Source organism: Janthinobacterium sp. GW460-12-1-14-LB5, assembly GCF_059423585.1.
The window spans coordinates 97,563-121,021 of the sequence record NZ_JBWKYD010000006.1 but is presented as its reverse complement, the minus strand read 5'-3'; the positions used below and the strand labels follow the sequence as shown (position 1 = coordinate 121,021).

23 protein-coding genes are annotated in these 23,459 nt (G+C 64.4%); 11 read left to right on the top strand and 12 right to left on the bottom strand.

Annotation, left to right across the window (positions count from 1 at the left end; translation table 11 throughout):
• The gene (gene glcF / locus AC07X6_RS07860) at window positions 1–1,230 is read left to right on the top strand and encodes a glycolate oxidase subunit GlcF (RefSeq protein WP_494790590.1); all 1,230 of its coding nucleotides are present in this window, start codon (window positions 1–3) and stop codon (window positions 1,228–1,230) included.
• Here glcF and AC07X6_RS07855 read toward each other — a convergent pair.
• From AC07X6_RS07855 to AC07X6_RS07840, 4 genes are all read right to left on the bottom strand, one after another.
• Window positions 1,223–3,331: a putative bifunctional diguanylate cyclase/phosphodiesterase gene (locus AC07X6_RS07855; protein ID WP_494790589.1), complete on the bottom strand. Its 2,109-nt coding sequence runs from the start codon at window positions 3,329–3,331 to the stop codon at window positions 1,223–1,225. The two genes, glcF and AC07X6_RS07855, sit on opposite strands and share 8 nt — an antisense overlap.
• 185 nt (window positions 3,332–3,516) lie before the next feature.
• Complete coding sequence (locus AC07X6_RS07850; RefSeq protein WP_230541539.1) at window positions 3,517–4,002, bottom strand: glutathione peroxidase; 486 nt, start codon at window positions 4,000–4,002, stop codon at window positions 3,517–3,519.
• A gap of 1 nt (window position 4,003) precedes the next feature.
• Window positions 4,004–5,143, bottom strand: coding sequence for a PilT/PilU family type 4a pilus ATPase (locus AC07X6_RS07845; RefSeq protein WP_494790588.1), 1,140 nt, complete (start codon window positions 5,141–5,143; stop codon window positions 4,004–4,006).
• 3 nt (window positions 5,144–5,146) lie between these two features.
• Complete coding sequence (locus AC07X6_RS07840; RefSeq protein WP_494790587.1) at window positions 5,147–6,190, bottom strand: type IV pilus twitching motility protein PilT; 1,044 nt, start codon at window positions 6,188–6,190, stop codon at window positions 5,147–5,149.
• A 70-nt stretch (window positions 6,191–6,260) separates the two neighbouring features.
• Here AC07X6_RS07840 and AC07X6_RS07835 point away from each other — a divergent pair, with 70 nt between their 5' ends.
• Window positions 6,261–6,962: a YggS family pyridoxal phosphate-dependent enzyme gene (locus tag AC07X6_RS07835; protein ID WP_494790586.1), complete on the top strand. Its 702-nt coding sequence runs from the start codon at window positions 6,261–6,263 to the stop codon at window positions 6,960–6,962.
• Window positions 6,963–6,978: 16 nt separating this feature from the next.
• Window positions 6,979–7,809 carry a pyrroline-5-carboxylate reductase gene (gene proC, locus AC07X6_RS07830; protein ID WP_494790585.1) on the top strand — a complete coding sequence of 277 codons (831 nt, stop codon included), beginning with the start codon at window positions 6,979–6,981 and terminating at the stop codon, window positions 7,807–7,809.
• Window positions 7,810–7,870: 61 nt separating this feature from the next.
• On the opposite strand, the gene AC07X6_RS07825 is transcribed toward proC, so the two are convergent.
• From AC07X6_RS07825 to AC07X6_RS07800, 6 genes are all read right to left on the bottom strand, one after another.
• The gene (locus AC07X6_RS07825) at window positions 7,871–8,428 is read right to left on the bottom strand and encodes a DUF3455 domain-containing protein (protein ID WP_230541535.1); all 558 of its coding nucleotides are present in this window, start codon (window positions 8,426–8,428) and stop codon (window positions 7,871–7,873) included.
• Between the two features lie 90 nt (window positions 8,429–8,518).
• On the bottom strand, window positions 8,519–8,866 hold the full coding sequence (locus AC07X6_RS07820; RefSeq protein ID WP_494790584.1) for a hypothetical protein: 348 nt from the start codon (window positions 8,864–8,866) through the stop codon (window positions 8,519–8,521).
• Window positions 8,863–9,240 (bottom strand): phage holin family protein, encoded by a 378-nt coding sequence (locus tag AC07X6_RS07815; RefSeq protein WP_230541533.1) that lies wholly within the window; start codon window positions 9,238–9,240, stop codon window positions 8,863–8,865. Before AC07X6_RS07815 ends, AC07X6_RS07820 begins: the two co-directional genes overlap by 4 nt.
• A gap of 219 nt (window positions 9,241–9,459) precedes the next feature.
• A complete protein-coding gene (locus tag AC07X6_RS07810) occupies window positions 9,460–9,816 on the bottom strand; it encodes an ElaB/YgaM/YqjD family protein (RefSeq protein WP_230541532.1) in 357 nt (118 codons plus the stop codon).
• 108 nt (window positions 9,817–9,924) lie between these two features.
• Complete coding sequence (gene ubiA / locus AC07X6_RS07805) at window positions 9,925–10,779, bottom strand: 4-hydroxybenzoate octaprenyltransferase (protein WP_494790583.1); 855 nt, start codon at window positions 10,777–10,779, stop codon at window positions 9,925–9,927.
• 58 nt (window positions 10,780–10,837) lie between these two features.
• Window positions 10,838–11,776 carry a hydrogen peroxide-inducible genes activator gene (locus AC07X6_RS07800; RefSeq protein WP_474294751.1) on the bottom strand — a complete coding sequence of 313 codons (939 nt, stop codon included), beginning with the start codon at window positions 11,774–11,776 and terminating at the stop codon, window positions 10,838–10,840.
• Between the two features lie 134 nt (window positions 11,777–11,910).
• Here AC07X6_RS07800 and AC07X6_RS07795 point away from each other — a divergent pair, with 134 nt between their 5' ends.
• The 8 genes from AC07X6_RS07795 (at window position 11,911) to AC07X6_RS07760 (ending at window position 21,975) form a co-directional block, all read left to right on the top strand.
• The gene (locus AC07X6_RS07795) at window positions 11,911–12,150 is read left to right on the top strand and encodes a DUF3717 domain-containing protein (protein ID WP_230541529.1); all 240 of its coding nucleotides are present in this window, start codon (window positions 11,911–11,913) and stop codon (window positions 12,148–12,150) included.
• A gap of 44 nt (window positions 12,151–12,194) precedes the next feature.
• Window positions 12,195–12,677 carry a D-glycero-beta-D-manno-heptose 1-phosphate adenylyltransferase gene (gene rfaE2, locus AC07X6_RS07790; protein WP_494790582.1) on the top strand — a complete coding sequence of 161 codons (483 nt, stop codon included), beginning with the start codon at window positions 12,195–12,197 and terminating at the stop codon, window positions 12,675–12,677.
• 127 nt (window positions 12,678–12,804) lie between these two features.
• Window positions 12,805–14,289: a hypothetical protein gene (locus AC07X6_RS07785; protein ID WP_494790581.1), complete on the top strand. Its 1,485-nt coding sequence runs from the start codon at window positions 12,805–12,807 to the stop codon at window positions 14,287–14,289.
• Entirely contained in the window at window positions 14,286–15,755 is a 1,470-nt protein-coding gene (locus AC07X6_RS07780) for a hypothetical protein (RefSeq protein WP_494790580.1), read from the top strand. Before AC07X6_RS07785 ends, AC07X6_RS07780 begins: the two co-directional genes overlap by 4 nt.
• A gap of 43 nt (window positions 15,756–15,798) precedes the next feature.
• On the top strand, window positions 15,799–16,236 hold the full coding sequence (locus tag AC07X6_RS07775) for a hypothetical protein (RefSeq protein WP_494790579.1): 438 nt from the start codon (window positions 15,799–15,801) through the stop codon (window positions 16,234–16,236).
• Window positions 16,237–16,266: 30 nt separating this feature from the next.
• A complete protein-coding gene (locus AC07X6_RS07770) occupies window positions 16,267–19,962 on the top strand; it encodes a tubulin-like doman-containing protein (RefSeq protein ID WP_494790578.1) in 3,696 nt (1,231 codons plus the stop codon).
• Window positions 19,963–20,265: 303 nt separating this feature from the next.
• Window positions 20,266–21,210, top strand: a complete 945-nt coding sequence (locus tag AC07X6_RS07765; protein WP_494790577.1) for a hypothetical protein — start codon at window positions 20,266–20,268, stop codon at window positions 21,208–21,210.
• Window positions 21,211–21,225: 15 nt separating this feature from the next.
• On the top strand, window positions 21,226–21,975 hold the full coding sequence (locus AC07X6_RS07760; protein WP_494790576.1) for a hypothetical protein: 750 nt from the start codon (window positions 21,226–21,228) through the stop codon (window positions 21,973–21,975).
• A 142-nt stretch (window positions 21,976–22,117) separates the two neighbouring features.
• Here AC07X6_RS07760 and trmL read toward each other — a convergent pair whose 3' ends face one another.
• Together trmL and AC07X6_RS07750 are read right to left on the bottom strand one after the other, a co-directional pair.
• Window positions 22,118–22,588: a tRNA (uridine(34)/cytosine(34)/5-carboxymethylaminomethyluridine(34)-2'-O)-methyltransferase TrmL gene (trmL, locus tag AC07X6_RS07755; protein WP_494790575.1), complete on the bottom strand. Its 471-nt coding sequence runs from the start codon at window positions 22,586–22,588 to the stop codon at window positions 22,118–22,120.
• 47 nt (window positions 22,589–22,635) lie between these two features.
• On the bottom strand, window positions 22,636–23,391 hold the full coding sequence (locus AC07X6_RS07750) for a phosphoribosyltransferase family protein (protein WP_494790574.1): 756 nt from the start codon (window positions 23,389–23,391) through the stop codon (window positions 22,636–22,638).
• Window positions 23,392–23,459 lie beyond the last annotated feature (68 nt).

Sequence of the window (23,459 nt, the reverse complement as noted above, 5' to 3'; positions counted from 1 at the left end):
ATGCAAACCAATCTCGCCGATTTCATCAAGAATACGCCGGCAGGCGACGAAGCCGAAGCCATCCTGCGCGCCTGCGTGCATTGCGGCTTTTGCACGGCCACCTGTCCCACCTACCAGCTGCTGGGCGATGAACTCGACGGCCCGCGCGGACGCATCTACCTGATCAAGCAGGTATTGGAGGGCGCGCCCGTCACGGCCAAGACGCAGACGCACCTGGACCGCTGTCTGACCTGCCGCAACTGCGAGTCGACCTGTCCCTCCGGCGTGCAGTACGGGCGCCTGGTCGACATCGGCCGCAACGTCGTCGAGCAGCGCGTGCAGCGCCCCTTGCGCGAACGGGCCTTGCGCTTCGCCCTGAAGGAAGCCTTGCCGCGCCGCTGGCTGTTTACGCCCGTGTACAAGGCGGGGCAGGCGCTGCGGCCCTTGCTGTCAAAAGGCTTGCAGGACAAATTGCGCCCCGGTGCCGCCGCCGGCGCATGGCCCGCGCGCCAGCATGCGCGCACCATGCTGCTGCTCGACGGCTGCGTGCAGCCGGCCATGTCGCCGAACATCAACGCGGCCACGGCGCGCGTGCTCGACGCGCTCGGCGTGCAATTGATCGTCGCGCCCAAGGCGGGCTGCTGCGGCGCCCTGCGCCATCACCTGAACGACCAGGAAGCGGCGCTGGACGACATGCGCCGCAATATCGACGCCTGGTGGCCGTACGTCGACAGCGCCGAAGCCATCGTCATGACGGCCTCCGGCTGCGGCGCCACGGTGAAGGAATACGGCCACCTGCTGGCGCACGATGCGCAGTATGCGGACAAGGCGCGGCGCATCGCGGCACTGACGCGCGATCTGTCCGAGATCATGCCGGCCTTCGAGGCGGAACTGGTGGCGCTGCTGCAAGGGCGCATCGGCAAAAGAGTGGCGTACCATCCGCCGTGCACCCTGCAGCACGGCCAGCAGGTGCGCGGCAAGGTGGAGCAGGTGCTGCGCGCCGTCGGCGTCGACGTGCGCCTGTGCGCGGACAGCCATCTGTGCTGCGGTTCGGCCGGCACGTATTCGATCCTGCAGCCGGCCCTGTCGCAGCAGCTGCGCGACAACAAGCTGGCGAACCTGGAAGCGTGCGAGCCGGACGAGATCGTATCGGCGAATATCGGTTGCCTGAGCCATCTGCAGTCGGGCACGGAGACGCCCGTGCGGCACTGGATCGAATTGATCGACTCGGCCTTGATCCCCGTCAAATAGGCGCTTCGCTGTACTGGGCGATGCGCCATTGCGGCGCTGGCACGAAGTTGGCCGCCCACTCCAGCACGGCGTCGGCCGGCATGGGGCGGGCGATGCCGTAGCCTTGCGCCAGGTCGCAGCCCAGCTGGATCAGGCGCGCGCCATGCTCGACGCTTTCCACGCCTTCGGCGATCACCGTCAGGGAAAACGAACGGGCCAGGCCGATGACGGCGCGCACCAGGTGCAGGTCGTCGCGGTCGTTGAGCATATTGCGCACGAAGCTCTGGTCGATCTTGACGATGTTCGCCGGCAGGCGTTTTAAATATGACATCGACGAGTAGCCGGTGCCGAAATCGTCGAGGGCGAAGGTGATGCCCAGCGCCTGGCAGGCGCGGATGATGCGGCGCACGTCTTCGATGTCGTGCAGGGCCGACGATTCGAGGATTTCCAGTTCCAGCATGCTGGCGCGCACGCCGGGAAATTCGCCGAGGATGGTTTCCAGGCGCGAGACGAAGTCCGGTTGCTGGAAGTGGCGCGCCGCGATGTTCACGCTGACCACCCAGTGCTTGCCGCTTGCCGTCCAGCGCTGCATCTGCCACAGGGCCTGGCGCAGCACCCATTCGCCGATATCGATGATCAGGTCCGTCTGTTCCACCAGCGGCAGGAATTGCGCGGGCGCCAGCACGCCGCGGCGCGGATGCTGCCAGCGCAGCAGCGCTTCCATGCCCACCACCGTGCCGGCGCGCATGTTCACCTTGGGCTGGTAGTACAGCCGCAGTTCGCCGTTGATCAGGGCCTGGCGCACTTCCGTGCGCTGGTTGTGGTGGGTGCGCACTTCCTCGTCGAGATTGGTGTCGAAGAAGTGGTACTGGTTGCGCCCCGTCAGTTTCGCCTGGTAGACGGCGTGGTCGGCGTGGCGCAGCAGGCTTTCCGTATTCAGGTCCTTGCCCGCGTAGACGGCGATGCCGGCGCTGGCCGTCATGTGCAGCGCCTGCTGGTCGCACTGGTAGGGGCGGTCCAGCTCAGCCATCAGCTGCGTGACGTTCTGTTCGATGCTGGCGATGCTGGCCTGGCCGCACAGCAGCATGACGAATTCATCGCCGCCCAGGCGCGCCGCGTAATGGATCTGGCCAGCAAAACCGTGCAGGCGGCCGGCCACCTGCTTGAGGATTTCATCGCCCGCCTCGGCGCCGTAGCGGTCGTTGATGGCCTGGAAGTGGTCGAGGTCGAACAGGCAGACGGCCAGCAGGCGCTGGCGTTCGCGCGCGAGGAACAGTTCCTGTTCGAAGCGGGCGGCCAGCGCGGCACGGTTGGGCAAGCCCGTCAGCACATCATTGTAGTTTTGCCACGACAGCTTTTGCAGCGCCTGCTGCATGTGCACGGTTTCGTTCAGTTGTTCGCCAAGCTGGCGCTGGCTGGTCTTGAGCGAGATCAACAGCTCTTCGATATCGCCGGCCATGCCGTTGAACGACTGCGACACGGCTTGCGCCTCGGGCGTGGCGCCGGCCGCCAGGCGCACGGCGAAGTTGCCATCGCGGAAGCGGTCGGTCGCTTGCACGAAGCGCGCCAGCAGCCGGCGGTGCGTCGCCAGGATCAGGCCCAGCAAGAGGAAGACGAGCACGATATTGATGCTGCTGAGGATGGCCTGTTCGCGCACCTTGTGCCACACCTGCGCCAGGGGCAGGCCGGGCGTGTAGTGCAGGTCGAGGATGCCGTCGCCGCCGTCCGGCAGCGCCACCGTCAGGCGGCTGCGGATGGCCGTGATGCCGGCCAGGCGCTCGAACCATGCCGGCACCGTGGCCCGTGTGCCGGCCAGCTTGTTGTCGGCCAGCACTTCGACATGCGCGCCAGCCGTGTCCCAGCGGGCGGAAACGAGGCTGCGGTTCAGCGGCAGGGCGCTGCGCAGCACTTGCCGCACGCTGTCGCGCATCGCCTGACTGTCCGTATGCACGGCCAGCGGCAGCACGCTATTGGCGAGGAACAGGTCGAGTTGCCGGGCATCGCTCTGGTAGCGCGCCTTGGCCAGCGCCGTTTCCGTACCGAGCAGGGCGTGATAGCGGACGGCGGAAACGGCGAGTATCAGGAAGATAATAGGGATGAAGAGGCGGGAATAAATACCCATCCGCATCCATGAAGATAATATTTTCCCAAAGACTGGCATCGTTTTTTGATCGATATCTGCGAATAATTATGTAAACATTATCACCGATATTTGCTATTTGAAACACAATATTGATATCAAGCATGAAATAAATACGCTTTTGCCGATTTCACATGATTATTGTCTTAAATCAAAGTATTGTGTTTCTATTCCTGTAGCAATTGCCGTATGTCGGCCGCCAGGCTGGCCGGTTTGCTGGCCGTCGCGTAGCGGCGAAATACGCTGCCATCCTTGCGCACCAAAAACTTGGTGAAATTCCATTTGATCGATTGCGTACCCAATATCCCGGGCGCCGCCTGTTTTAATTGCGCAAACAGGGGATGCGTATGCGGGCCATTCACGTCGACCTTGGCAAACAGGGGAAAGGTGACGCCGAAGTTCTTTTCGCAAAAGGCGCCGATCTCGGCATGCGAGCCCGGTTCCTGCTGGCGGAATTGATTGCAGGGAAAACCCAGCACGACCAGCCCCTGCTCGTGGAATTCGCGGTACAGCGCTTCCAGTCCCGCATATTGGGGCGTGAAGCCGCAGGCGCTGGCCGTGTTGACGATTAGCAAGACCTTGCCCTTGTAGCGCGCCAGGTCGACGGGCGTGCCGTCCAGCGCGGTGGCCTGGAGATCGTGGATGTTGCTCATGTCAGAGGAGTCCCAGCTTGGTGGCGGTTGAGGGTGGCGCAGCGTCCGGCGCCGTTGCGCCCTTGAGCTTGATCGCCAGGCGCAGGTCGTTGACGGAATCCGCATTGCGCAGCGCATCTTCATAGCTGATGGCGCCCGCCTCGTGCAGGTCGAACAGGGCCTGGTCGAAGGTCTGCATGCCATGTTCGCGCGATTTTTTCATCAATTCCTTAATCTCGTGCACCTGGCCCTTGAAGATCAGGTCGCTCATCAGCGGCGAATTGAGCAGGATTTCCAGCGCCGCCTTGCGTCCGCCGCCTTCCTTGTTGGGGATCAAACGCTGCGAAATCATGCCTTTTAAATTCAGCGACAGATCCATCAGCAGTTGCTGGCGCCGCTCTTCGGGGAAGAAATTGATGATGCGGTCCAGCGCCTGGTTGGCGTTGTTTGCGTGCAGGGTGGCCAGGCACAGATGGCCCGTCTCGGCGAATGCGATGGCGTGGTCCATGGTGTCGCGGTCGCGTATCTCTCCGATCTGGATCACGTCGGGCGCCTGGCGCAGGGTGTTTTTCAGGGCCGTGGCCCAGTCGTCCGTATCGACGCCCACTTCGCGCTGGGTGACGATGCAGTTGCCGTGCGGATGGATGAATTCCACGGGGTCTTCGATGGTGATGATGTGGCCGTGGCTGTGCGCGTTGCGGTGGCCCACCATGGCCGCCAGGGTGGTCGACTTGCCGCAGCCCGTGGCGCCCACCATGATGACGAGGCCCCGCTTGCTCATCACCACGTCTTGCAGGATGGCGGGTAAACCGAGCCCATCCAGGGTAGGGATGGCGGTATTGATCAATCGCAAGACCATGCCTGCCTGGCCCATCTGCACGAAGGCGGATACGCGGAAACGCCCGAGTCCCTCCGGGCTGATGGCGAAATTGGCTTCGCGGCTGGACTCGAACTCGGCCGCCTGGCGTTCGTTCATGACGGCGCGCACGTAGCCGGCCGCCTGTTGCGCGGCCAGCGCGCCACCCGTCAGCGGCGTCAGCTTGCCGTCGAGCTTGATGGCGGGCGGAAAGCCGGCCGTGATGAACAGGTCCGAGCCGCCCCGCGCGCGCATCTGCGCCAGCAGCGCGTGCATGGCGCCATAGTGTTCGTGGTTGGTCTGCATGGCTTATCCGGGGAAGTTTTCGGGCGCCTTGGCGGCCGAGCGGGCCGTTTCCGCCGAGATCGTGCCGCGCCGCACCAGGTCGGACAGGCACTGGTCCAGGGTCTGCATGCCCACGTTGCTGCCCGTCTGGATGGCCGAATACATTTGCGCCACTTTCGCTTCGCGGATCAGGTTGCGCACGGCCGGCGTGGCCAGCATGATTTCATGCGCGGCCACGCGGCCCGCGCCATCCTTGGTTTTAAGCAAGTTTTGCGAAATCACGGCTTGCAGCGATTCGGACAGCATGGCGCGCACCATTTCCTTTTCCTCGGCGGGAAAGACGTCGATGATGCGGTCGATGGATTTGGCCGCCGACGAGGTGTGCAGGGTGCCGAACACGAGGTGGCCCGTTTCGGCCGCCGTCAGCGCCAGGCGGATGGTTTCCAGGTCGCGCAACTCGCCCACTAAAATGACGTCCGGGTCTTCGCGCAGGGCCGAGCGCAGCGCGTTGCTGAACGAATGCGTGTGCGAGCCCACCTCGCGCTGGTTGATCAGGCATTTTTTCGGCTCATGCACGAATTCGATCGGGTCTTCGATGGTCAATATATGGTGGTTGAGGCGCTCGTTGACGTGGTTCACCATCGCCGCCAGCGTGGTCGACTTGCCCGAACCCGTCGGCCCCGTCACCAGCACGAGTCCCCGCGGGCGCATGGCCAGTTCGCCGAAGATGCGCGGCGCGTTCAGTTCATCCAGGGTCAGTACTTTCGAGGGAATCGTGCGCAGCACGGCCGAGGCGCCCCGTTCCTGGTTGTAGGCGTTGACGCGGAAACGGGCCAGGCCGGGAATCTCGAACGAGAAATCGCATTCCAGCGCCTCTTCATACGCCTTGCGCTGGCTGTCGTTCATGATGTCGTAGATCATGCTGTGCACTTCCTTGTGCTCGAGCGGCGCCACGTTGAGGCGGCGCACGTCGCCATGGACCCGTATCATCGGCGGCAGGCCGGAAGACAGGTGCAGGTCGGAAGCCTTGTTGCTGACGGAGAAAGCGAGTAGTTCGGAGATGTCCATTTATAATCCCTGTGCCTGCATTGATGGGCTGGCGCACCGTGCCGCCGCCCCTATACACTAGAAAATGATTATGTCCACAATCGAACAGAACTTGCAAGCCGTGCGCGACAGTATTGCGCAGGCCGCCCTGGAGGCGCAGCGCGCGCCCGAGGACGTGACCCTGCTGGCCGTCTCGAAAACCTTCGGCGCAGACGCCGTGCTGGCAGCCATGCACGCGGGCCAGACGGCGTTTGGCGAAAATTATCTGCAGGAAGCGCTCGACAAGATCGCGGCCGTCAAACTTGCGCTGCCGCAAGCCGGGCCTGCCTGGCACTTCATCGGCCCCATCCAGAGCAACAAGACGCGCCCCATCGCCGAACACTTCGACTGGGTGCATACGGTGGAGCGGGAAAAGATCGCCGTGCGCCTGTCCGAGCAACGGCCGGCCGGCTTGCCGGATCTGAATATCTGCCTGCAAGTCAATATCAGCGGCGAAGCGAGCAAGAGCGGCGTGACGCCCGCTGAATTGCCGGCGCTGGCGCATGCCGTGGCGCAGCTGCCGCGCCTGCGCTTGCGCGGCCTGATGGCGATTCCCGAGCCGGAAACGGATGTCAAGCGCCAGCGCTTTGCGTTTGCGCAAGTGCGTACGCTGTACGAACAATTGAAGGCGGACGGCCTAGCGCTCGACACCTTGTCCATGGGCATGTCGGCCGACTTGCGCGCCGCCGTGCTCGAGGGCGCCACCATCGTGCGCGTGGGCAGCGCCATCTTCGGTTCCCGCAACTATTCCTGATGAAGAGAGAACAAGCATGACGACAGAATTGAATATCGCCTTTGTAGGCGGCGGCAACATGGCCGCGGCCCTGATCGCCGGCCTGGCGGGCAAATTGACCCTGGGCGGCAACATCCACGTGATCGACCCGCACGCGCCCGCGCTGGAAAAACTGCAGGCGCAATTCGGCGTGACGACGGCGACGTCTGCGGACGACGCGCTGCGCGGCGTGGACGTGATCGTGCTGGCCGTGAAACCGCAAAGCATGCGCGAAGTGGCGGCGCAATTGCTGCCCTTCCTCGACGGCGAGCGGGCGCCCTTGATCCTGTCGATCGCGGCCGGCATCCGCGCCGCCGATTTGTCGCGCTGGCTCGGCGATTACCCTGCCATCGTGCGCTGCATGCCGAACACGCCGGCCCTGATCGGCATGGGCATCACGGGCATGGTGGCCAGCGGCGGCGTCAGCGAAGAACAGAAAAAGACGGCGGACGCCATCCTGCGCGCCGTCGGCCAGACCGTCTGGCTCGACGACGAAGCGAAGATCGACCCCGTCACGGCCGTGTCCGGCAGCGGTCCCGCCTATGTGTTTTACTTTATCGAAGCGATGCAGCAGGCGGCCGCCGAACTGGGCTTGACGCCGGAGCAGGGCACGCAGCTGGCCATTGCCACGTTTACGGGCGCGGCGCAGCTGGCGGCCAACTCCAGCGAACCCGTGTCCCTGCTGCGCGAGCGCGTCACGTCGAAAGGCGGCACGACATATGCTGCACTCACCAGCATGGAAGAGAGCGGCGTGAAGGCGGCCATCGTCAAGGGCATCAAGGCGGCCGCGCAGCGCGGGCGCGAGATGGGGGATGAACTGGGCAAGTAAGGCGACGCGGTTGACGGCGCGGCCCATGCCGGGAAGCGGCTTGGGCCGGCCTGGCGCGTGTTTATGCGGCTTTCCAGAAGATATAGTCGGCCTGGTAGGGCACCCATAATTTGGCGCCGACGGTGTCCATGCCGCAGGGGCTGCTTGGCGCCACGCCGCCGCTGGTGGCCACGCGCTGGATGTAGCTGACGCCCTGCATGGCGCCGCTGCCCGTGGCCGGATTGGCTTTTACCAGTTGATACGGGATATTGCCCGCCCCGGCTGGCGCTACGGCCACTTGCGTGGCAGTCACTTTCGAGCCGTCCAGGCTGGCCCAGGTGGCCGGTGGGCCCGCATACGTGCCCACTTGCATGCCGCTGCGGTCGTTCAGGGCCGCGTCCGGTCCCACGAAGGCCCATTCATGGCCGGAGCTATCTTTCTTTGCCTTGCATTCATAGGCGATCTTGCCCACGCCCACCGTCTGCATGGCCACCTGGTGGCCATCGGGCACTTGCACGGCGTTCGGCAATTGTTGCTGCGAATAGCGCGCGCCCATGGGAGCGCAGGCGCTCAGCAGCAGGGCGGCGCACAGGACGGTGAGCGAGGGGGCGGTATGGCGTGGGGCGATGAAGGCATGCATGGCGAACTCCTGGTCGTTGGCTCAACCGGCTGGTTGATATCCTACATACGCACGGGCTCGCCATTTGGATGCAGCCAGGAACAAAAATAGTTACGGCGGCGTTTCTTTCTTGCTGAAACGCCGCGCCAGTGCCAGCACGACGGGCAGGGCAGTGGTGGCGTGCTTGAGCAGCGCGCCGCTGGCCCGCAGCAGCGGCAGGATGCGGCGCGGACGCACCAATGCCAGGCCCAGCACGGCGCCGCCTATCATCAGGGGAATTTTGAAACGCGTGGCCAGCGTGTGGCGCAGGTTGCCGCCCGTCAATGGTTCCAGCAGCTGCCGCGTCTGCACGCCCAGGGCCAGGCGCTGCAGCGCGCATTCGGCCAGCAGCGCGTCGCGCCGCTGCGCCAGGCTGGCGGCCGTGTGCACGTGGGCCAGTTTGGTGGGATGCGTGGTCATGGCCGCTCCGATCCCCGGCGGGCCAGCAATTGCAGCTCGTCCAGGTCTTTATTCAGTTCGGAAAGTGTAAAGGACAGCAGTTTCGGCTTGCTGCGGAAACTGGCGCGCACGCCCAGCAGGGTGGCGACGGCGGCAGCGATGAAAACGGCGGCCGTGACGGCGATGGCGGCGATGCGGTGCGTATCCCAGAACAGCACGATGACGAGGAATACGATCAATACCAGGCCGACGAACAGGCATAGCAGCGCCAGCATGGCCAGCGCCAGATAGGACAGGAAGCGCAGCGACTCTTCTTCCATTTCCACGGCCGCCAGGGCCAGACGGGTCTGGACGATGGCGGCGAGGGTCGCTGCGACTTGGGCGACATGGTGCATGATAGCCATATGCTGCCTTTCGCGTCAGGAGACGGCGAACGCCGTCAATACTGCTACTACTAAGTAACCCCCAATAAATTATTGTGATTTCTGACTTCCATAACCGGCGCTCTGCGGCGTTGCTCACTGCTAGCAGTGCTCGCACTGCGTCGCAGCGAGCGCCTTGCATAGCATCCGGTTCTGTTTGTCATAAATTCACACTAATTTCCCGAGGATTACTTAGCGGCGTGACGAGGAAAGCAGCAGGCCGAACAGCACGCCCACGACGGCGCCCGCGCCTACGGCTTTCCATGGATTGTCCTGCACGTATTCATCGGTGGCCTTGGCCGCCTTCTTGGTACGTTCGAGCAAGTCTTCTTCCAGCTTGATCAAGTCCTTCTTGGCCGTTTCCAGGGTGGCGATGAACTTGTCCTTGACGGCTTTGACATTCTCGCCCGTCTGATCCTTGGCGCCATCGAGCCAGCCTTCCGCTTCATTGATGACGTTTTTCAGGTCGCCGACCAGTTTGTCGCGGGCCTTGTCGGCGTCCGCGAGAACGCTGTCGTTGCTGGATTTGCCGGTATGTATCGAGCTCATGTATTACCTCATGGAAGTGAAACTGCACAGTGAAATACCAGTGTAGGCAGCTGCGGCCAGGCTTGTCTTGCGCCGCCTCAAGGGCTGCAGCGGCGCAAGGATCATTGCTTAACGGAAAGCAAAGTCCAGCACCACGCCCGCAAACACCGCCGCTCCTAGCCAGTTATTATGCCGGAATGCCGCAAAACACGGCATACGCTCGCGTGCGCGGATCAGGGTGTAGTGATAAACGGCGCAAGCGGCCGCCACCAGCAAGCCCGCGACGAACCAGTAACGCAAGCCCAGATACCAGCCGCATGCCAGCCACAGCAGCAGAAAAACCGCATAGCAGAACATGACGATGGCCACGTCGTAGCGGCCAAAGGTGATGGCCGAGGTCTTGATGCCGATCTTTAAATCGTCGTCGCGGTCGACCATCGCGTATTCCGTATCGTAGGCCACGGCCCAGAAGACATTGCCCAGCAGCAGCAGCCATGCCACGACGGGCACGGAATCCGTGATGGCGGCAAAGCCCATGGGAATGCCGAAGCCGAAGGCGATGCCCAGATACGCTTGCGGAATCGCAAAGAAGCGCTTGAAGTACGGGTAGGTGCCGGCGATGATGACGGCGGCCACCGACAGTTGCTTGGTCAGCGCATTCAGCGGCAGGATCAGGCAAAAGGCCAGCACGGTCAGCACGCCGGCCACGGCCAGCGCTTCCTTGCCGCTGATGCGTCCGCTGGTGATGGGGCGGTCCATCGTGCGCTTGACGAATTTGTCGATATCCTGGTCCGCGTAATCGTTGATGGCGCAGCCGGCCGAGCGCATCAGGAAAGTGCCAAGCGTAAAAATGAGCAGCAGCCGCCAGTCCGGCACGCCCTGCTGCGCCAGCCACAGCGCGCACAGGGTAGGCCACAGCAGCAATACGGTACCGATAGGCTTGTCCAGCCGTATCAGGCGGAAATACAGCGCCAGCTTGTTCATGGAAGACTCGATCTTGTTGAAGAGAAAGGTCGATTATCGCAAATAGTATGTAAATGTACTATTCGTCGTCTTCGCACAAGGGGGTGATGCCAGGCAAGTTGCAACTGGCGATGGCCGCGCACAGGGCGTCGATGGCCGCCTTGCGCGTAAAACTCTTGCGCCACAGCATCACCACCCGGCGCGACGGCACGGGGGCGGCGAAGGGCCGGTATTCGAGCATGCCGTCGGTGGCGTGCATATTCGCGACCGAGGCGCGCGGCAAGACCGTCAGGCCGATGCCGCTGGCCACCATATGGCGGATGGTTTCCAGCGAGGAGCCTTCGAACGTGCGCTGCATGCCGTTGCCGGGCGAGGAAAAACGCGCCATTTCGGGGCACACTTCCAGTACCTGGTCGCGGAAGCAGTGGCCATTGCCCAGCAGCAGCATGGTTTCCGATTTCAGGTCTTGCGCGGCGATTTTGTCGCGCGCCCTCCACGGATGCTGGCGCGGCATGGCGACGACGAACGGTTCGTCATACAGTTCCTGCATGGCCATGCCGTGATCGGGCAGGGGCAGGGCCATGATGGCCACGTCCAGTTCGCCCTGGCGCAGCAATTCGAGCAGGCGAACCGTGAAGTTTTCCTGCAATATCAAAGGCATTTGCGGCACCTGGTCTATCATGGCCTTGACCAGCGGCGGCAGCAGGTAGGGGCCGATCGTGTAGATCACGCCCAGGCGCAGGGGGCCGGCCAGCGGGTCCTTGTTTTGCTTGGCGAGTTCCTTGATGGCGGCCGTCTGTTCCAGCACGCGCTCGGCTTGCGCAATGATCTGCGCGCCCAGGGGCGTGACCGAGATTTCCGCGCCGCCCCGTTCGAACAGAACCACGCCCAATTCGTCTTCGAGTTTCTTGATGGCCACTGACAGGGTGGGCTGGGCAACGAAACAGGCTTCGGCGGCATGGCCGAAGTGCTTCGCTCGCGCGACTGCAACGATATATTTCAGTTCAGTCAGTGTCATAGGTTGATTGAAACACAGGAAGTACTTACTTGCAATGAATGAAAGGTGGCGCAAACGTGAAACTGTGGCGCCGATGGCGTATTGTAGCGGATCGCCCCCTATAATGCGGGAGCGGGCGGCGGAGGGAGAGGGCGATGGATGTGCACATACAGTCGCTGGAAGCGGCGATCAATTACTGGCGTGCCCGGCAACCGGCGCGCGGCAATGAATATGCGCTGTCGGCTCCCGTCAGCCGCCTGGCCGGCGTGTATGCGCTGATGATTTACTACCGGCAAGATTGCATCGCCGAACAGGGCCTGGAACCGGCCGTTCTGGCCCTGATCGATGCCTGGCGCCGGGATGCCGGCGGCATCCAAGGCGATAGCCACGCCTGAGCGTGACCGTATCGTGACCCTATTTAACCCAACAAGAGATATCCATGCCTGAATTTGAAAACAAACTGTGCGGCCGTGACGAACTGCGCGCCCGCGCCGCGGCCCTGCCGAAACCGGTGGTGGTGACGAACGGCGTGTTCGACATCCTGCACCGCGGCCACGTGACGTATCTGGCGCAGGCGCGCGCGCTCGGCGCTTCGCTGATCGTTGCCGTGAATACTGATGCTTCGGTGAAACGCCTGGGCAAGGGCGACGACCGTCCCCTGAACAACTGCGAAGACCGCATGGCCGTGCTGGCCGCGCTGGAAGCGGTGAGCCTGGTGGTGCCGTTCTCGGAAGACAGCGCCCTGGAAGTGGTGCAGGAGATCGAACCGGAAATCTACGCCAAGGGCGGCGACTACGACATGGCGGCCATTCCCGAAGGGCGCGCCGTGCTGGCGTATGGCGGCCAGGCCGTGGCCATCGATTTCGAGCACGACCGCTCGACCACCAAGCTGTTGACGAAAGTGCGCACGCAGCAGGGCTGAGGAGCGCCGTCAATGTTTCCATACAGATAAAAAGACGTTACTATGAGAACTGCCAGGGCTGCGACTTCGTTTCGACAGCCCCAGCACGTTACACCGTCTGATATGCATTGCTTGTCATAGAAAATACATGGATCATAAAACTTCTGGGGATTGGCCGCTGCCCTCCGGCACCTGGTACGTCGATGACGCGGGCGCGTGGAGCATGCAGCGCAGCGCGGACGGCCAGAACGTCTCGCCCTTGGTGAGCCAGGCCGATATCGGCAAGCTGATGCTCGCGCGGCGCCTGCCCGCGGCCGCTGGCGAACCCGTGCGGCAGTTTCCACCCGAATTTGCGTTCGACCCCGCCTCGGGCGTGGCCTTGCAAGTACCGCCCGCGGCGGCCGCCACGCCGCCCTGGGTGGCTCCCTACGGTGCGCATCCCGTCAGCGACGTGCCGCCAGCCGGCCCGGCCGGCTTGCGCCAGGCCAGCGTGCCGCTGAAGCTGGCCGACCAGCGCGCGCGCGAAGAGCATGCGCAAGCCGACGCCTCGCTGCCCATGCCGCCACCGGGCGAATACGAATTCTTTTCCGCCCAGTTCGGCACGAGCGCTGCCGCGCTGCTGGCGCTCGACCCGCGCAAGGCCGTCTTGCACGCCTGGCTGCCCGCCTCGAAACGCTGGCTGGCGCTGGACCCCGACTATGGCGGCTTGCTGGCCGAATCGGACCTGGCCCACGGCGCCTGGCGCGCCGAGCTGGTGCCTGACTTCAATAGCGTGCTGGTCTTGCCGACCAGCCATGGCCTGGCCTGCATCCGTCCCGACGTGCCCTCGCTGAGCTACGTGGTCGAGCACGTGGGCGGCGCGCCGTGCGTGGCAGCGCCCGTCTGGTTCCAGAACCGCCTGTGGGCACCGCTGCGCGACGACGATGGCCGTATCCGCTTCGTCAACCTTGACGCGCAACAAAAGCCGGGCAGCGACGTGCTGCTCGATGGCATGATGGATCTGGGCGCCGTCGGCGCGCCCGTCGCCTACAACCGCATGGCCGTGTGGCCCTGCGCCAACGGCCAGCTCCGGCTGCAGCTGCAGCCGGACGGCAACGTGGCCGCTTCATTTACGCCCTGGCCCGAAGGACTGGTGCCGCACTTCGAATTCGGCAGCCCGTATGTGTCGCGCGACGGCGGCCTGTGGCAGCTGTGCTTCGAGCGTAGCCGCGGCACCTATGTCTACGTGAAACTGGGCGCGCAGTCCGAACGGGCCGATGCGCTGGCGCCGCGCCTGTGCTCGGGCAGCTTCAATTACCGCTTCGCCACCAAGCTGAAAACGGCGCCGTGGGAAGAGCCGGAACACGGCGACGATGGCGGCAAGAACCAGGCCGTCATGCCGCTGCTGGAATCCGCTGCGGGCAACAGCGTCTTTGGCGTCAAGTTCGCCACCAGCGCCGGCCTGTCGAGCGTGCTGCGCTCGAGCGAGCGCCTGGCGGCCCAGCTGGTGCAGGACGACGAATTGCGCGAAAACGTTTTCCACACGTTCGCCGTCAGCGAGCCGTGGCGCGTGCGCCTGTTTGTGCATGAAGGCATGCTGTGGGCTTATCACCCGCTGCTGTCGCGCATCGATGGCTGGGCTTTGCAGGCATGAAGGCGCGCTTACTGACCGTGGCTTGCGCCGCGTTTTTCAGCGCTGCCGCCGCGCACGCGGCCGGCATCCAGCAAGCGTTTCTCGTGCAAAACTCGGGCTGGATGGAGCCGTTTTATACGGATGAACATTCGCAATTGAAAGCCCTCGTGGGCGCCGTGGCGCAGGCCGCTACAAACCCGTCCGACAGGGTCTACACGCTGGCCTTCAGCCAGAGCAGCGGCAGCAATGTGTCGCCGTCGCTGATCGGGCAAGGGCAGGGCGGCGCCGGCGTGGCGGGCCAGCTGGCCAGCCTGGGCCTGGCGCGCAAGGGCGCCGGCGGCGCGCTGGCCGACACGGATTTCCAGGAAGCCGTCACCAAGACCATCACGGGGCCGTTCCAGTCCGCGTCCGGCATCGTGTGGATTTTTACGAATAACAAGAATAGCCCGAACAACGATAGCCAGACGGCCGAACGCAACCGCGACTTTTACCGCTTGCTGCATCTGGAACCGTCGATCACCAAGACGGTGGTGTTTCCGCTGCGCATGCCCGTGCAGGGCAAGCTGTACAGCGCCAAGGGCTTGATGGTGTATGCGCTCGCTTACGGCCAGCCCGCGTCCGAGGCTTTGACCCGCATCCTGGCCGAAGGCCGGCTGTCGCAAGTGCTGACGCGCCCGCCCGCGCGGCTGAAACCGGTGGACCAGGATGCCGTGCGCATCGTGCCCCAGTCCGTCAAGAACAGCGCCAACGTGCACGCCAGCCTGGGCCGCGACGGGCGCACCATCGTGCTCGACGTCGATGCGGCGAACCTGGTGCCGCAAGTGGTGCTGCAGGCGTCGCTGCAAAACATGTTTTTCCCGTACGTGATCGACAGCGCCAAGGTGCACGCCAGCCTGGCGGGCCAGAACGCGCCGCTGCACGTTGCGCCAGATCAAATCCGCCAGCTGCAGCCGGGCGCCAGCCAGTCCGTACAGGTACAGTTTGCACTGCCGATGGCGCAGATTCCATCGCCGTGGTCGGCGCAGGCGATTGCCGCCATGGGCAAGCAAGTGATGCTGCCCATGCAGGCGCAGGTGGGCCTGTCGGAACAGCGGCTGGCGCTGGCGTCCAGTTTTGGCAAGGATTTGCAGGAACTGTTCCCGGGCGACCCGATTTCCGGCATGTTCACGCCGCCCGACAGCGTGCGCGCCTCGCAGGCAACGATCCCCTTGCTGGTGCGCATCCAGTATCCGCTCTTGCCCGTGCTGGTGATCCTCGGCGGCGTGCTGGCGCTCGTGCTGGGCTTGCTGGCGCTGGGTTTGCTTGGTACGCGCGCCACGCGCTACAAGGTGATGGCCGATGGCGTGCAGCGGCAAGTGTTATTAAAACCGTTCAAAAGCGTGCAGATCCGCGATGATGACGGCCGCGACATTGGCGAACTCAAGCGCGGCCTGGGCAAGCCGGCCGTCGTGCGCGTGGCCGAAGGCCATACCCTGAGCCTGGCCTGAGCAACCATTCTTTAAAAAACCTTCTATTCAACTGAGGCATACCATGGCGCAAGAGACTCCCAAAGACAACAGCGGTTTTACCCTGCCGGCCCCCGCATCCGCGCCGCCGGCCGCAGACGCACCGGCGGCCAGTGCCGCCACCACGGCCACGACCGAAGCCGCACCCGCGCTCGATCCTGCCAGCACGACCGATACTTCGTCGCGCGACACCCTGGTCGGCGGCGTCGTGCTGTTGCTGCTGTTCATCGCCTTTTTCTTTGCCAAGAATGCCTATGCGAATGGCCTGGTAGCCAAGCGCGTGCCGCCGAACAAGGCCAATGCCTCGGGCTGGTGGCTGTTCATCTTCCTGGTCAGCCTGGCGACCGGTGTCGTGCTGGCCGCCGTGAACGCGCATAAATTCCTCGCGCCACTGTTCATGGGACCGCTGGTGCTGGTGGGCCTGGTAGCGTTGCTGTTGACGTTCACCTCCAGCCGCCGCTAAGCGGCAACACGTTTCATCCAAGGAATCACCATGGCAGAGAACCTGAACCAAACCATCACCGGCGGCGCCAGCGAGCGCAAGCAGGACAAGATCATCGAACTGCGTCCGACCCTGTTCATCGGCATCGGCGGCACGGGCATGCAGGTGCTGATGCGCGTGCGCCGGCGCATCCTCAACACCCTGTGGGGCGGGGCGGGCAACCGCACGCGCATCGAGGGCTTGGCCGACTTTCCCATCGCGCAATTCATCCATTTCGACCTCGATAATGGCGCCGTGATCGAAAGCGGCGAGTCGCAGGCGAAGGACTTGCAGTTCGACCAGGTGAAATTCACGGATGACGACAAGGTGGTCGAATCGTTCGACATGGACAAGTACAGCCGTGATGAAGATTCTTTGGAGAAATATCCGCACATCAAGGAATGGCTGCCGCTGACGCCGCAGCGCATCCGCGAGCTGCGTTTCGACATGAGCAGCGGCGCCGGCCAGATCCGCGCCGTGTCGCGCCTGTATTTCTTCGACAAGTACGCGAAGATCCGCGACAAGATCCGCTTGAAATTGAAAGCGCTGAAGGCGGGCCTGTCGCACGAGCGCCAGCTGGCCGAACTGGGTTTGCGCATGGAAACGAACCGTTTCCGCATCGTCATCGTCGGCTCCGTCGCGGGCGGCACGGGTTCCGGTTCCTTCCTCGACATGGGCTTGCTGGCGCGCTGGCTGGCGCGCAGCGAAGTGGGCGCGGCCGACGTCGAGCTGATGCTGTTCTTGCCGACCGGCTACACCAAGGCCAACAAGGACCGGGTCGAGGCCAATGGCTACGCGGCGCTGATGGAGCTGGAATCGGCGATGATGGGCAACAAGGGCTATGTGGGCCGCTGGGACGCGTATGACCGCCCGGAACTGACGCGCGAGCCCTACAGCGAGGTGTACCTGATCGATTCGGGCAACCTTGCCCAGCAGCACACCAAGGATGTCAGCGACGTCTACCACATGGTGGCCGATTCGCTGTTCGAGGATTTCGCCTCGGCCGACTTCGCGCGCGCCAAGCGCTCGATCGCCGTCAACCAGGCGCAGCACAAGAATTCGCTGTACAACGCGCCCGTGCCGCAAGACCGCTTCGGCGACATGCGTTTGTATTTCTCGAAGCGCTTTTCCTCGTTCGGCATGGCCGTGCTCGATACGCGCCAGGAAGCGGCGCGCGACGAGCGGGCCCACCGCTGGGCCGGCGCCATGCTGCAAGCGTTCTTCGGCGTGGGCGGCACGGATGCGGGCGCCAACCGCGCCACGGATACGCAGCGCGATAATTTCCTCGCCGCAAATATGTTCCTGAAGGGCACGCCGTTCAGCGATTTCCCCGAGTTTTCCGACAAGAGCATCGAACTGAAGCGCTCCAGCGGCGACTTCATCGATTTCCGCGTCGTCGACGAATTGCTGGAAGACCGCCACGGCCACTTGCTGGCCGGCGTGGAAAACCGGGTCAATACGCGCATCAACGATATCCGCACGGGTTTCGACCGCAGCGAATGGCCGGCGCAGGTGCGCGACGCCATGAAACACCTGGAACGCGACGCCGTGCGCGACCAGGATTCCACGGCCGACACGACGGAAGACCGCATCAGCAAGCGCCGCCGCGAAGTGCTGGAAGACGTCAAGAAAGTCGTGCGCGACCAGTTGTATGGCTATCTTGATAATAAAGAATTCGGCGGCCTGGAATACGTGCTGTCGCTGGTGGAACAGATCAAGGACCGCATCGAAGCGCCGGGCAGCGGCTTGACGGCGCAGATCGGCGCGAATGCCGAGCGCTACCGCGAAATCAAGGAAGCCGTGCGTTCGCGCGAATACGAGCGCCTGTTGAACAACCTGGAGCAGACGCGCAGCACCTTCGGCTTCCTCAGCAATGGCGAAAAGCAGGCGGGCGTGGTGATGGACCATCTGCGCACGGAAATGGCGAACGCCCTGAAATTCCATCTGCGTGCCAAGGCGGCGGACGAATCCGTGCTGCTGCTGGGCGAACTGTCGCGCTGGCTGGGCAACCGGGTCGGCGTCGACGCGCAAGGCCGCGCGCAGTGGAATGGCCTGGTGGGCGAGCTGCAAACGGGCCGCGAAGGCGTGCTGGCCATGCTGGCGGAACTCAAAACGGCCAATACCATCCTGCAAAAGGATCTGGACAAGGAACACGCGACCCTGATCGTCATTCCCGTCACGGAAAAAGACATCGCGCTGCCCTCGGCGGCCACCTTGCGCCAGTGGGCCGATGAAGCGTTCAAGGACATGGGCGGCTCGAAAGCCCTGTTCCCCATGTTGGGCGAACCGGCGCAGCGCGGCTTGATCCTGGCCAAAGTCACGCGCATGGCCGAGAACATGATCGCCACGGCGGGCCTGGCGGAAGGCGCGACGAGCACGCCCGACCCCCTGTTCGAAGCGCTGGAGCAGATGGACGTGTCCGAACGCCTGGACCGCTTCCGCAAGCTGCTGGCCTGTTCCATGCCGTGGATCGACGCCAACATGGCGGGCGACTTCACGGTCGTGTCGGACCAGTTCAAGTGCGTGATCGGCGTGGCCAATGCGGCCGCCTTCAAGGCGAAATTCGGCGCCGAACTCGAATCGTGCGTGCCGACCCAGGTGGGCATCACGGTGAGCCAGCTGGAAATCGTCGAGACGGGCATCCGCGGGCGCGCCGTCTGCTATTGCGAGCTGGCCGGCGTGCCGATGACGGTGCTGCGCGGCCTGGAAGGCTGGCGCACCAGTTACCGCAAGGAAGGCGACAACGACAAGGCGCCGACGCACACGCATATTGATCCAACGCAATTCACGCACCCGATCGCGCCGAACACGGACGAGATGAAGCGCCTGGCGGAAGACTTCGGCGAATTCCTGCAAGCCATCATGCTGGGCGTGCTGACGCGCCACACGGGCCGGGTCGTGCCGCCGGGCCAGTACCAGTTTGCCGTCGAACCGGGCGATTTGCGTCGCATCGGCAACGAGCGGGCCATCCGCCAGAACGGCATGCCGGCCTCGTACGAGAAAAATATCGCCCTGCGCATCGAAGAAAAATTGACGGCGCTTGACGCCGTGCAGACGGCGGCCCTGGCCGCGCTGGCAAAATACTATGAACGCACGGTGTATGCGCCCAAGCTGGTGGCGCAGGCCGACGGCTCGCAACTGCCCTACGTCGGCTTTGGCAGCGCCATTTCCGCCGAGGTGGGCGCGCGCCTGCGCGAGTCGGCGCGCCGCAAGGGCATGGCCAGCGATGAGCTCGACCGCACGGTGCAAGCCTTGCTGGGCCGCCTGAAGGAATGGGCGAACGTGATCGGTGACTCCGACGGCGACGCCTACGACTGGGAAGTGCGCGAGCCGGAAGCGGACGGCCAGCCGCGGTTAAAGTATGCGATCAAGGGGGAAATGCTGGAAGCGGGCCGCCTGGAGCAATTGCTGCGCCCGGCCGGAACGGCCGCCGCTGCGGCTCCTGCCTTCGGCGTGGCGCCGCCACCGCTGGGCGGCATGCCGCCGCCCCTGGTGGAATACCAGTATTTCCTGGGCATCAACGGCCAGCAGCAGGGGCCGTTCACGGCCCAGCAGGTCGTGCAATACGTGCAGGCGGGGCAGGTTGTGCCGGCCATCACCAAGGTGTGGCGCGCCGGCTTGCCGGCCTGGGCTGACCTGGCCCAGTTCCCCGAGCTGGCGCCTTTGTTCCTCAGCGCGCCGCCACCGTTGATGCCGCCGCCTCTGTGAACGCTGGAATGACGTTGGAATGAAGGATTAGTTTTGGATATCTGCAACAAATGCAAGACGGGCCTGTGGACCGTTGTCAGCCATTGCCCGTACTGCGGGCAGGCGCAGGCTGGCGCGCGGCCGGCCGCGGCCGTGCCGCCGCCGCTGCCCGTGCCAGCGCCTGTGCCTGTGCCAGTATCACCGCCAGTGGCGCCCAAGCCGCCGCCCCAGCCTGTAACACCGGCGCCCGCGCCGAAAGCGCCACCTAAGCCGGCACCGGCACCGGTTCCGGTTCCGGTGCCGCCGCAAGCCGCGCCGAAGCCCGTGCCGGTGCCTCCACCGGCGCCCGCACCGACAGTCCCGCCGCCGCCAGCGCGCAAGTGGCTGCGCTGGCTGGGCGCCGCCGCCGTGCTGGCGGCCGTCATCGTCTACATGAATGGCAAGCCGGGCGGCAAGAATGAATCGGCGTGCAATGACGCCATCGACAGCGGCTTGAAACTGGTGGCGAATGGCAGCCTGGACGGCGCCCGGCAGAAGCTGGCGACGGCGAAAAATGTGTGTACGGGCAAGTCCAGCGCCAAGGCCGACGATTTGCAGGCGGCGATCGGCAAGGCCGGTGCCGCCTCGGGCAGTTGCCAGCGCGGCGTGCGCGGCATCGAACGTAATATTGACGGCCATCAATTGCAAAGCGCCGCCAGGGGCATTGCCGCGCTTGACGCCGATTGCTCGGGCGCTGCCAGCGTGGATTCCTTGCGCAAGCAGCTGGCGCGCCAGCAGGCGGCAGCCGCGTCCGTGCTGGTGGGCGTGCGCCAGGCGCTGGACGGCAAGGATGCGACGGCGGCAAGGAATGGCATCGCCAGGCTGGAAGCGATCGACCGCGAAGCGGTGGAATTGCCGCAGTTGAAGGCCGACGTGCAGGCGCTGTCGGCGGCCGCTGTGGCTGCCCCCGCTCCTGCCTCTGCACCGGCCCCCGCACCTGCGGCACTGGAACCGGCGCCTGCGCGCGCGGTCGAACGTTCAGCGGTGGCCGAACGCCGTCCGCTGGAAACGGCGCCCGTCGATAGCGGCGCGGCCATGCGCAACGAGATGGCGCAATCGTTCTTGCGCGATGCCGAGCGTTCTTTGCTGGAGGGCAAGTTCGATGCGGCCAAGACGTATCTGGAAAGCGCGCGCCGCGTCGATCCGGGCAATGCGCGCATCGACAATCTGTCGCGCCGCATCCGCGAGCGCGAACGGCAAGTGCTGCAGACGGAAACAACGATCAATTAGTTATCAGGGGGCACCATGCTGAATCACACCACCTTGCGCGCCACCGCCGCGCTGACCATCGCGGCCCTGCTGGCGGGCTGCGCCACGGCGCCGATGAACCCGAACGGCGTGCGTCAGGACAGTTCCTATCCGCAAGGCGGAACCCAGGCGGGCACGGATGAGGATCCGTGCAGCGTGGGCACGTCGGCGGCGGCCGGCGCGGCCGTGGGTGCGCTGCTGGGTGCGCTGGCGGGCGGCAAGAATGGCGCGCTGAAGGGCGCGGCCATCGGCGGCGGCCTGGCGGCGGCCGGTTGCCTGGCCATCAATGTCAATTCGCGCCAGACCAAGACGGCGGCGCAGGCGGACCGCGACTACATCCGCGCCCGTGGAGCGCTGCCGCGCGAACCGCAAGTGGTGTCGTACACGCCGCAGCTGAGCGCATCGACCGTCAAGCGCGGCCAGCCGTTCAAGGTCAACTCCGTGGTGGAACTGGTCAACGGCAGCGCGCAAAGCGTCAACGACGTGCGCGAAGAGCTGGTGGTGTTCGATCCGCAAGGCCAGCCGTTCAAGTCCGGCTCGAAAGCCCTGGCCAGCAACAACAAATCGGGCGGGCGCTTCGAGAACTCGTTCGAGCTGACCTTGCCGGCCGGCGTGTCGCAGGGCGTGTACGGCGTCAAGACGAATCTGTACGTGAATGGCAAGCTGGCCGCCACGCGCGACTTGCATACGCAGCTGGTGATGCTGGACGACAATAGCGGCGCGGCGCGGCAATTGGCGCAGCGGTAAAGGGAGATTGCAGGAGTATCAACATCTCATCCAGTCGTAGCGAGCGGCGATGATTTGTGGCCGAGAAGCGCAGCGCTACTTTAGTAGCGTGAGCATCGCCGGCCGCAAAGCGCGCCGCGCAGTAGACTGGGTGAGGTGTCAGCTACGCGCCGCCGGCGTAGCCATGCTGGCGCCAGGCTTCATACACGACGACGGCCACCGTATTCGATAAATTCAGGCTGCGGTTGTCCGGGCGCATGGGCAGGCGGATGCGTTGCTCTGCCGGAAAACCGTCGCGCATGGCCGGGTCCAGGCCTTTCGTCTCGGAACCGAATACGAACACGTCGCCGGGCAGGAAGGCCACGTCGCCGAACGGGCGCGAGCCGCGCGTGGTCATGGCGAACATGCGGGCCGGGTCGGGCTGGGTGTCGGCCAGGAAGGCTGCCCAATTCTTGTGCACCTTCATCTTGGCGTAATCGTGGTAATCGAGGCCGGCGCGCTTCATCTTGGCATCGTCGAGGGGAAAGCCCAGCGGTTCGACCAGGTGCAGCTGCGCGCCCGTGTTCGCGCACAGGCGGATGACGTTGCCCGTATTGGGCGGGATTTCAGGTTCTACCAAAACAACGTGAAACAAAATGCTCTCCTTGGTCTATCTCTAATATATACAGATATACAGCGAATTTAATGCGGCGGCGTGCGTGCCACCACGAATATGCTGACTTTCGCCGCCCCTGCGCGCTTGCAGGCGGCCGCCAGCGCGTTGACGGTGTGGCCGCTGCTCATCACGTCGTCGACGATGCCGACATGGCATCCTGGCAATAACGGCGCATGGTCCGGCGCGATGGCGAACGCGTGCGCCAGGTTGGCTCGCCGCTCCTGCGGCGCCACGCCGCTTTGCGCCCGCGTTTCGCGCACGCGCAGCGCCAGGCGGGGCTGCAAGGGCACGTCCAGCAGGCGCGCCAGAGGCCGGGCAATTTCCAGCGCCTGATTAAAACCCCGTTCGGCCAGCCGGGCCGGGCCCAGCGGCACCGGGCACAACAGATGCGGCGCTTCCCATCCTTGTTGTTGCTGAATGGCAACATGCAGCAATTCTGCCAGCAGGGGCGCCAGTGCCAGGCGCGCGCCGAATTTCAGCTGCAGCAGCAACTGGTCGACGGGTGCCGCATAGTCGAACGCCGTGATCGTGGCGTCATACGCGGGCCGCTGGCGCAAACAGCGCCCGCACAGTTGAGCCACCTCAATGTCAGCGAGCGGATTTGCGCATTGGCGGCAGCGCGGACGACTGTGACCAAGATACTGCGCGCGGCAGGGCAAACACAGCACTTGCGGGCAGCCGATGCCGCACAGCGCGCACTGGGCCGGCAGCACGGTGGCGCCCAGCCACAGCCGCAGCGCCTGCCAGGCGGCCTCAAGGCGGTGCCGGGTGGCCGTCCGCATCGCGATGGCGTCGTTCCATGTACACTGCCGACATTATCTCACCTCACCGGTTTCAACATGCCAGTTCC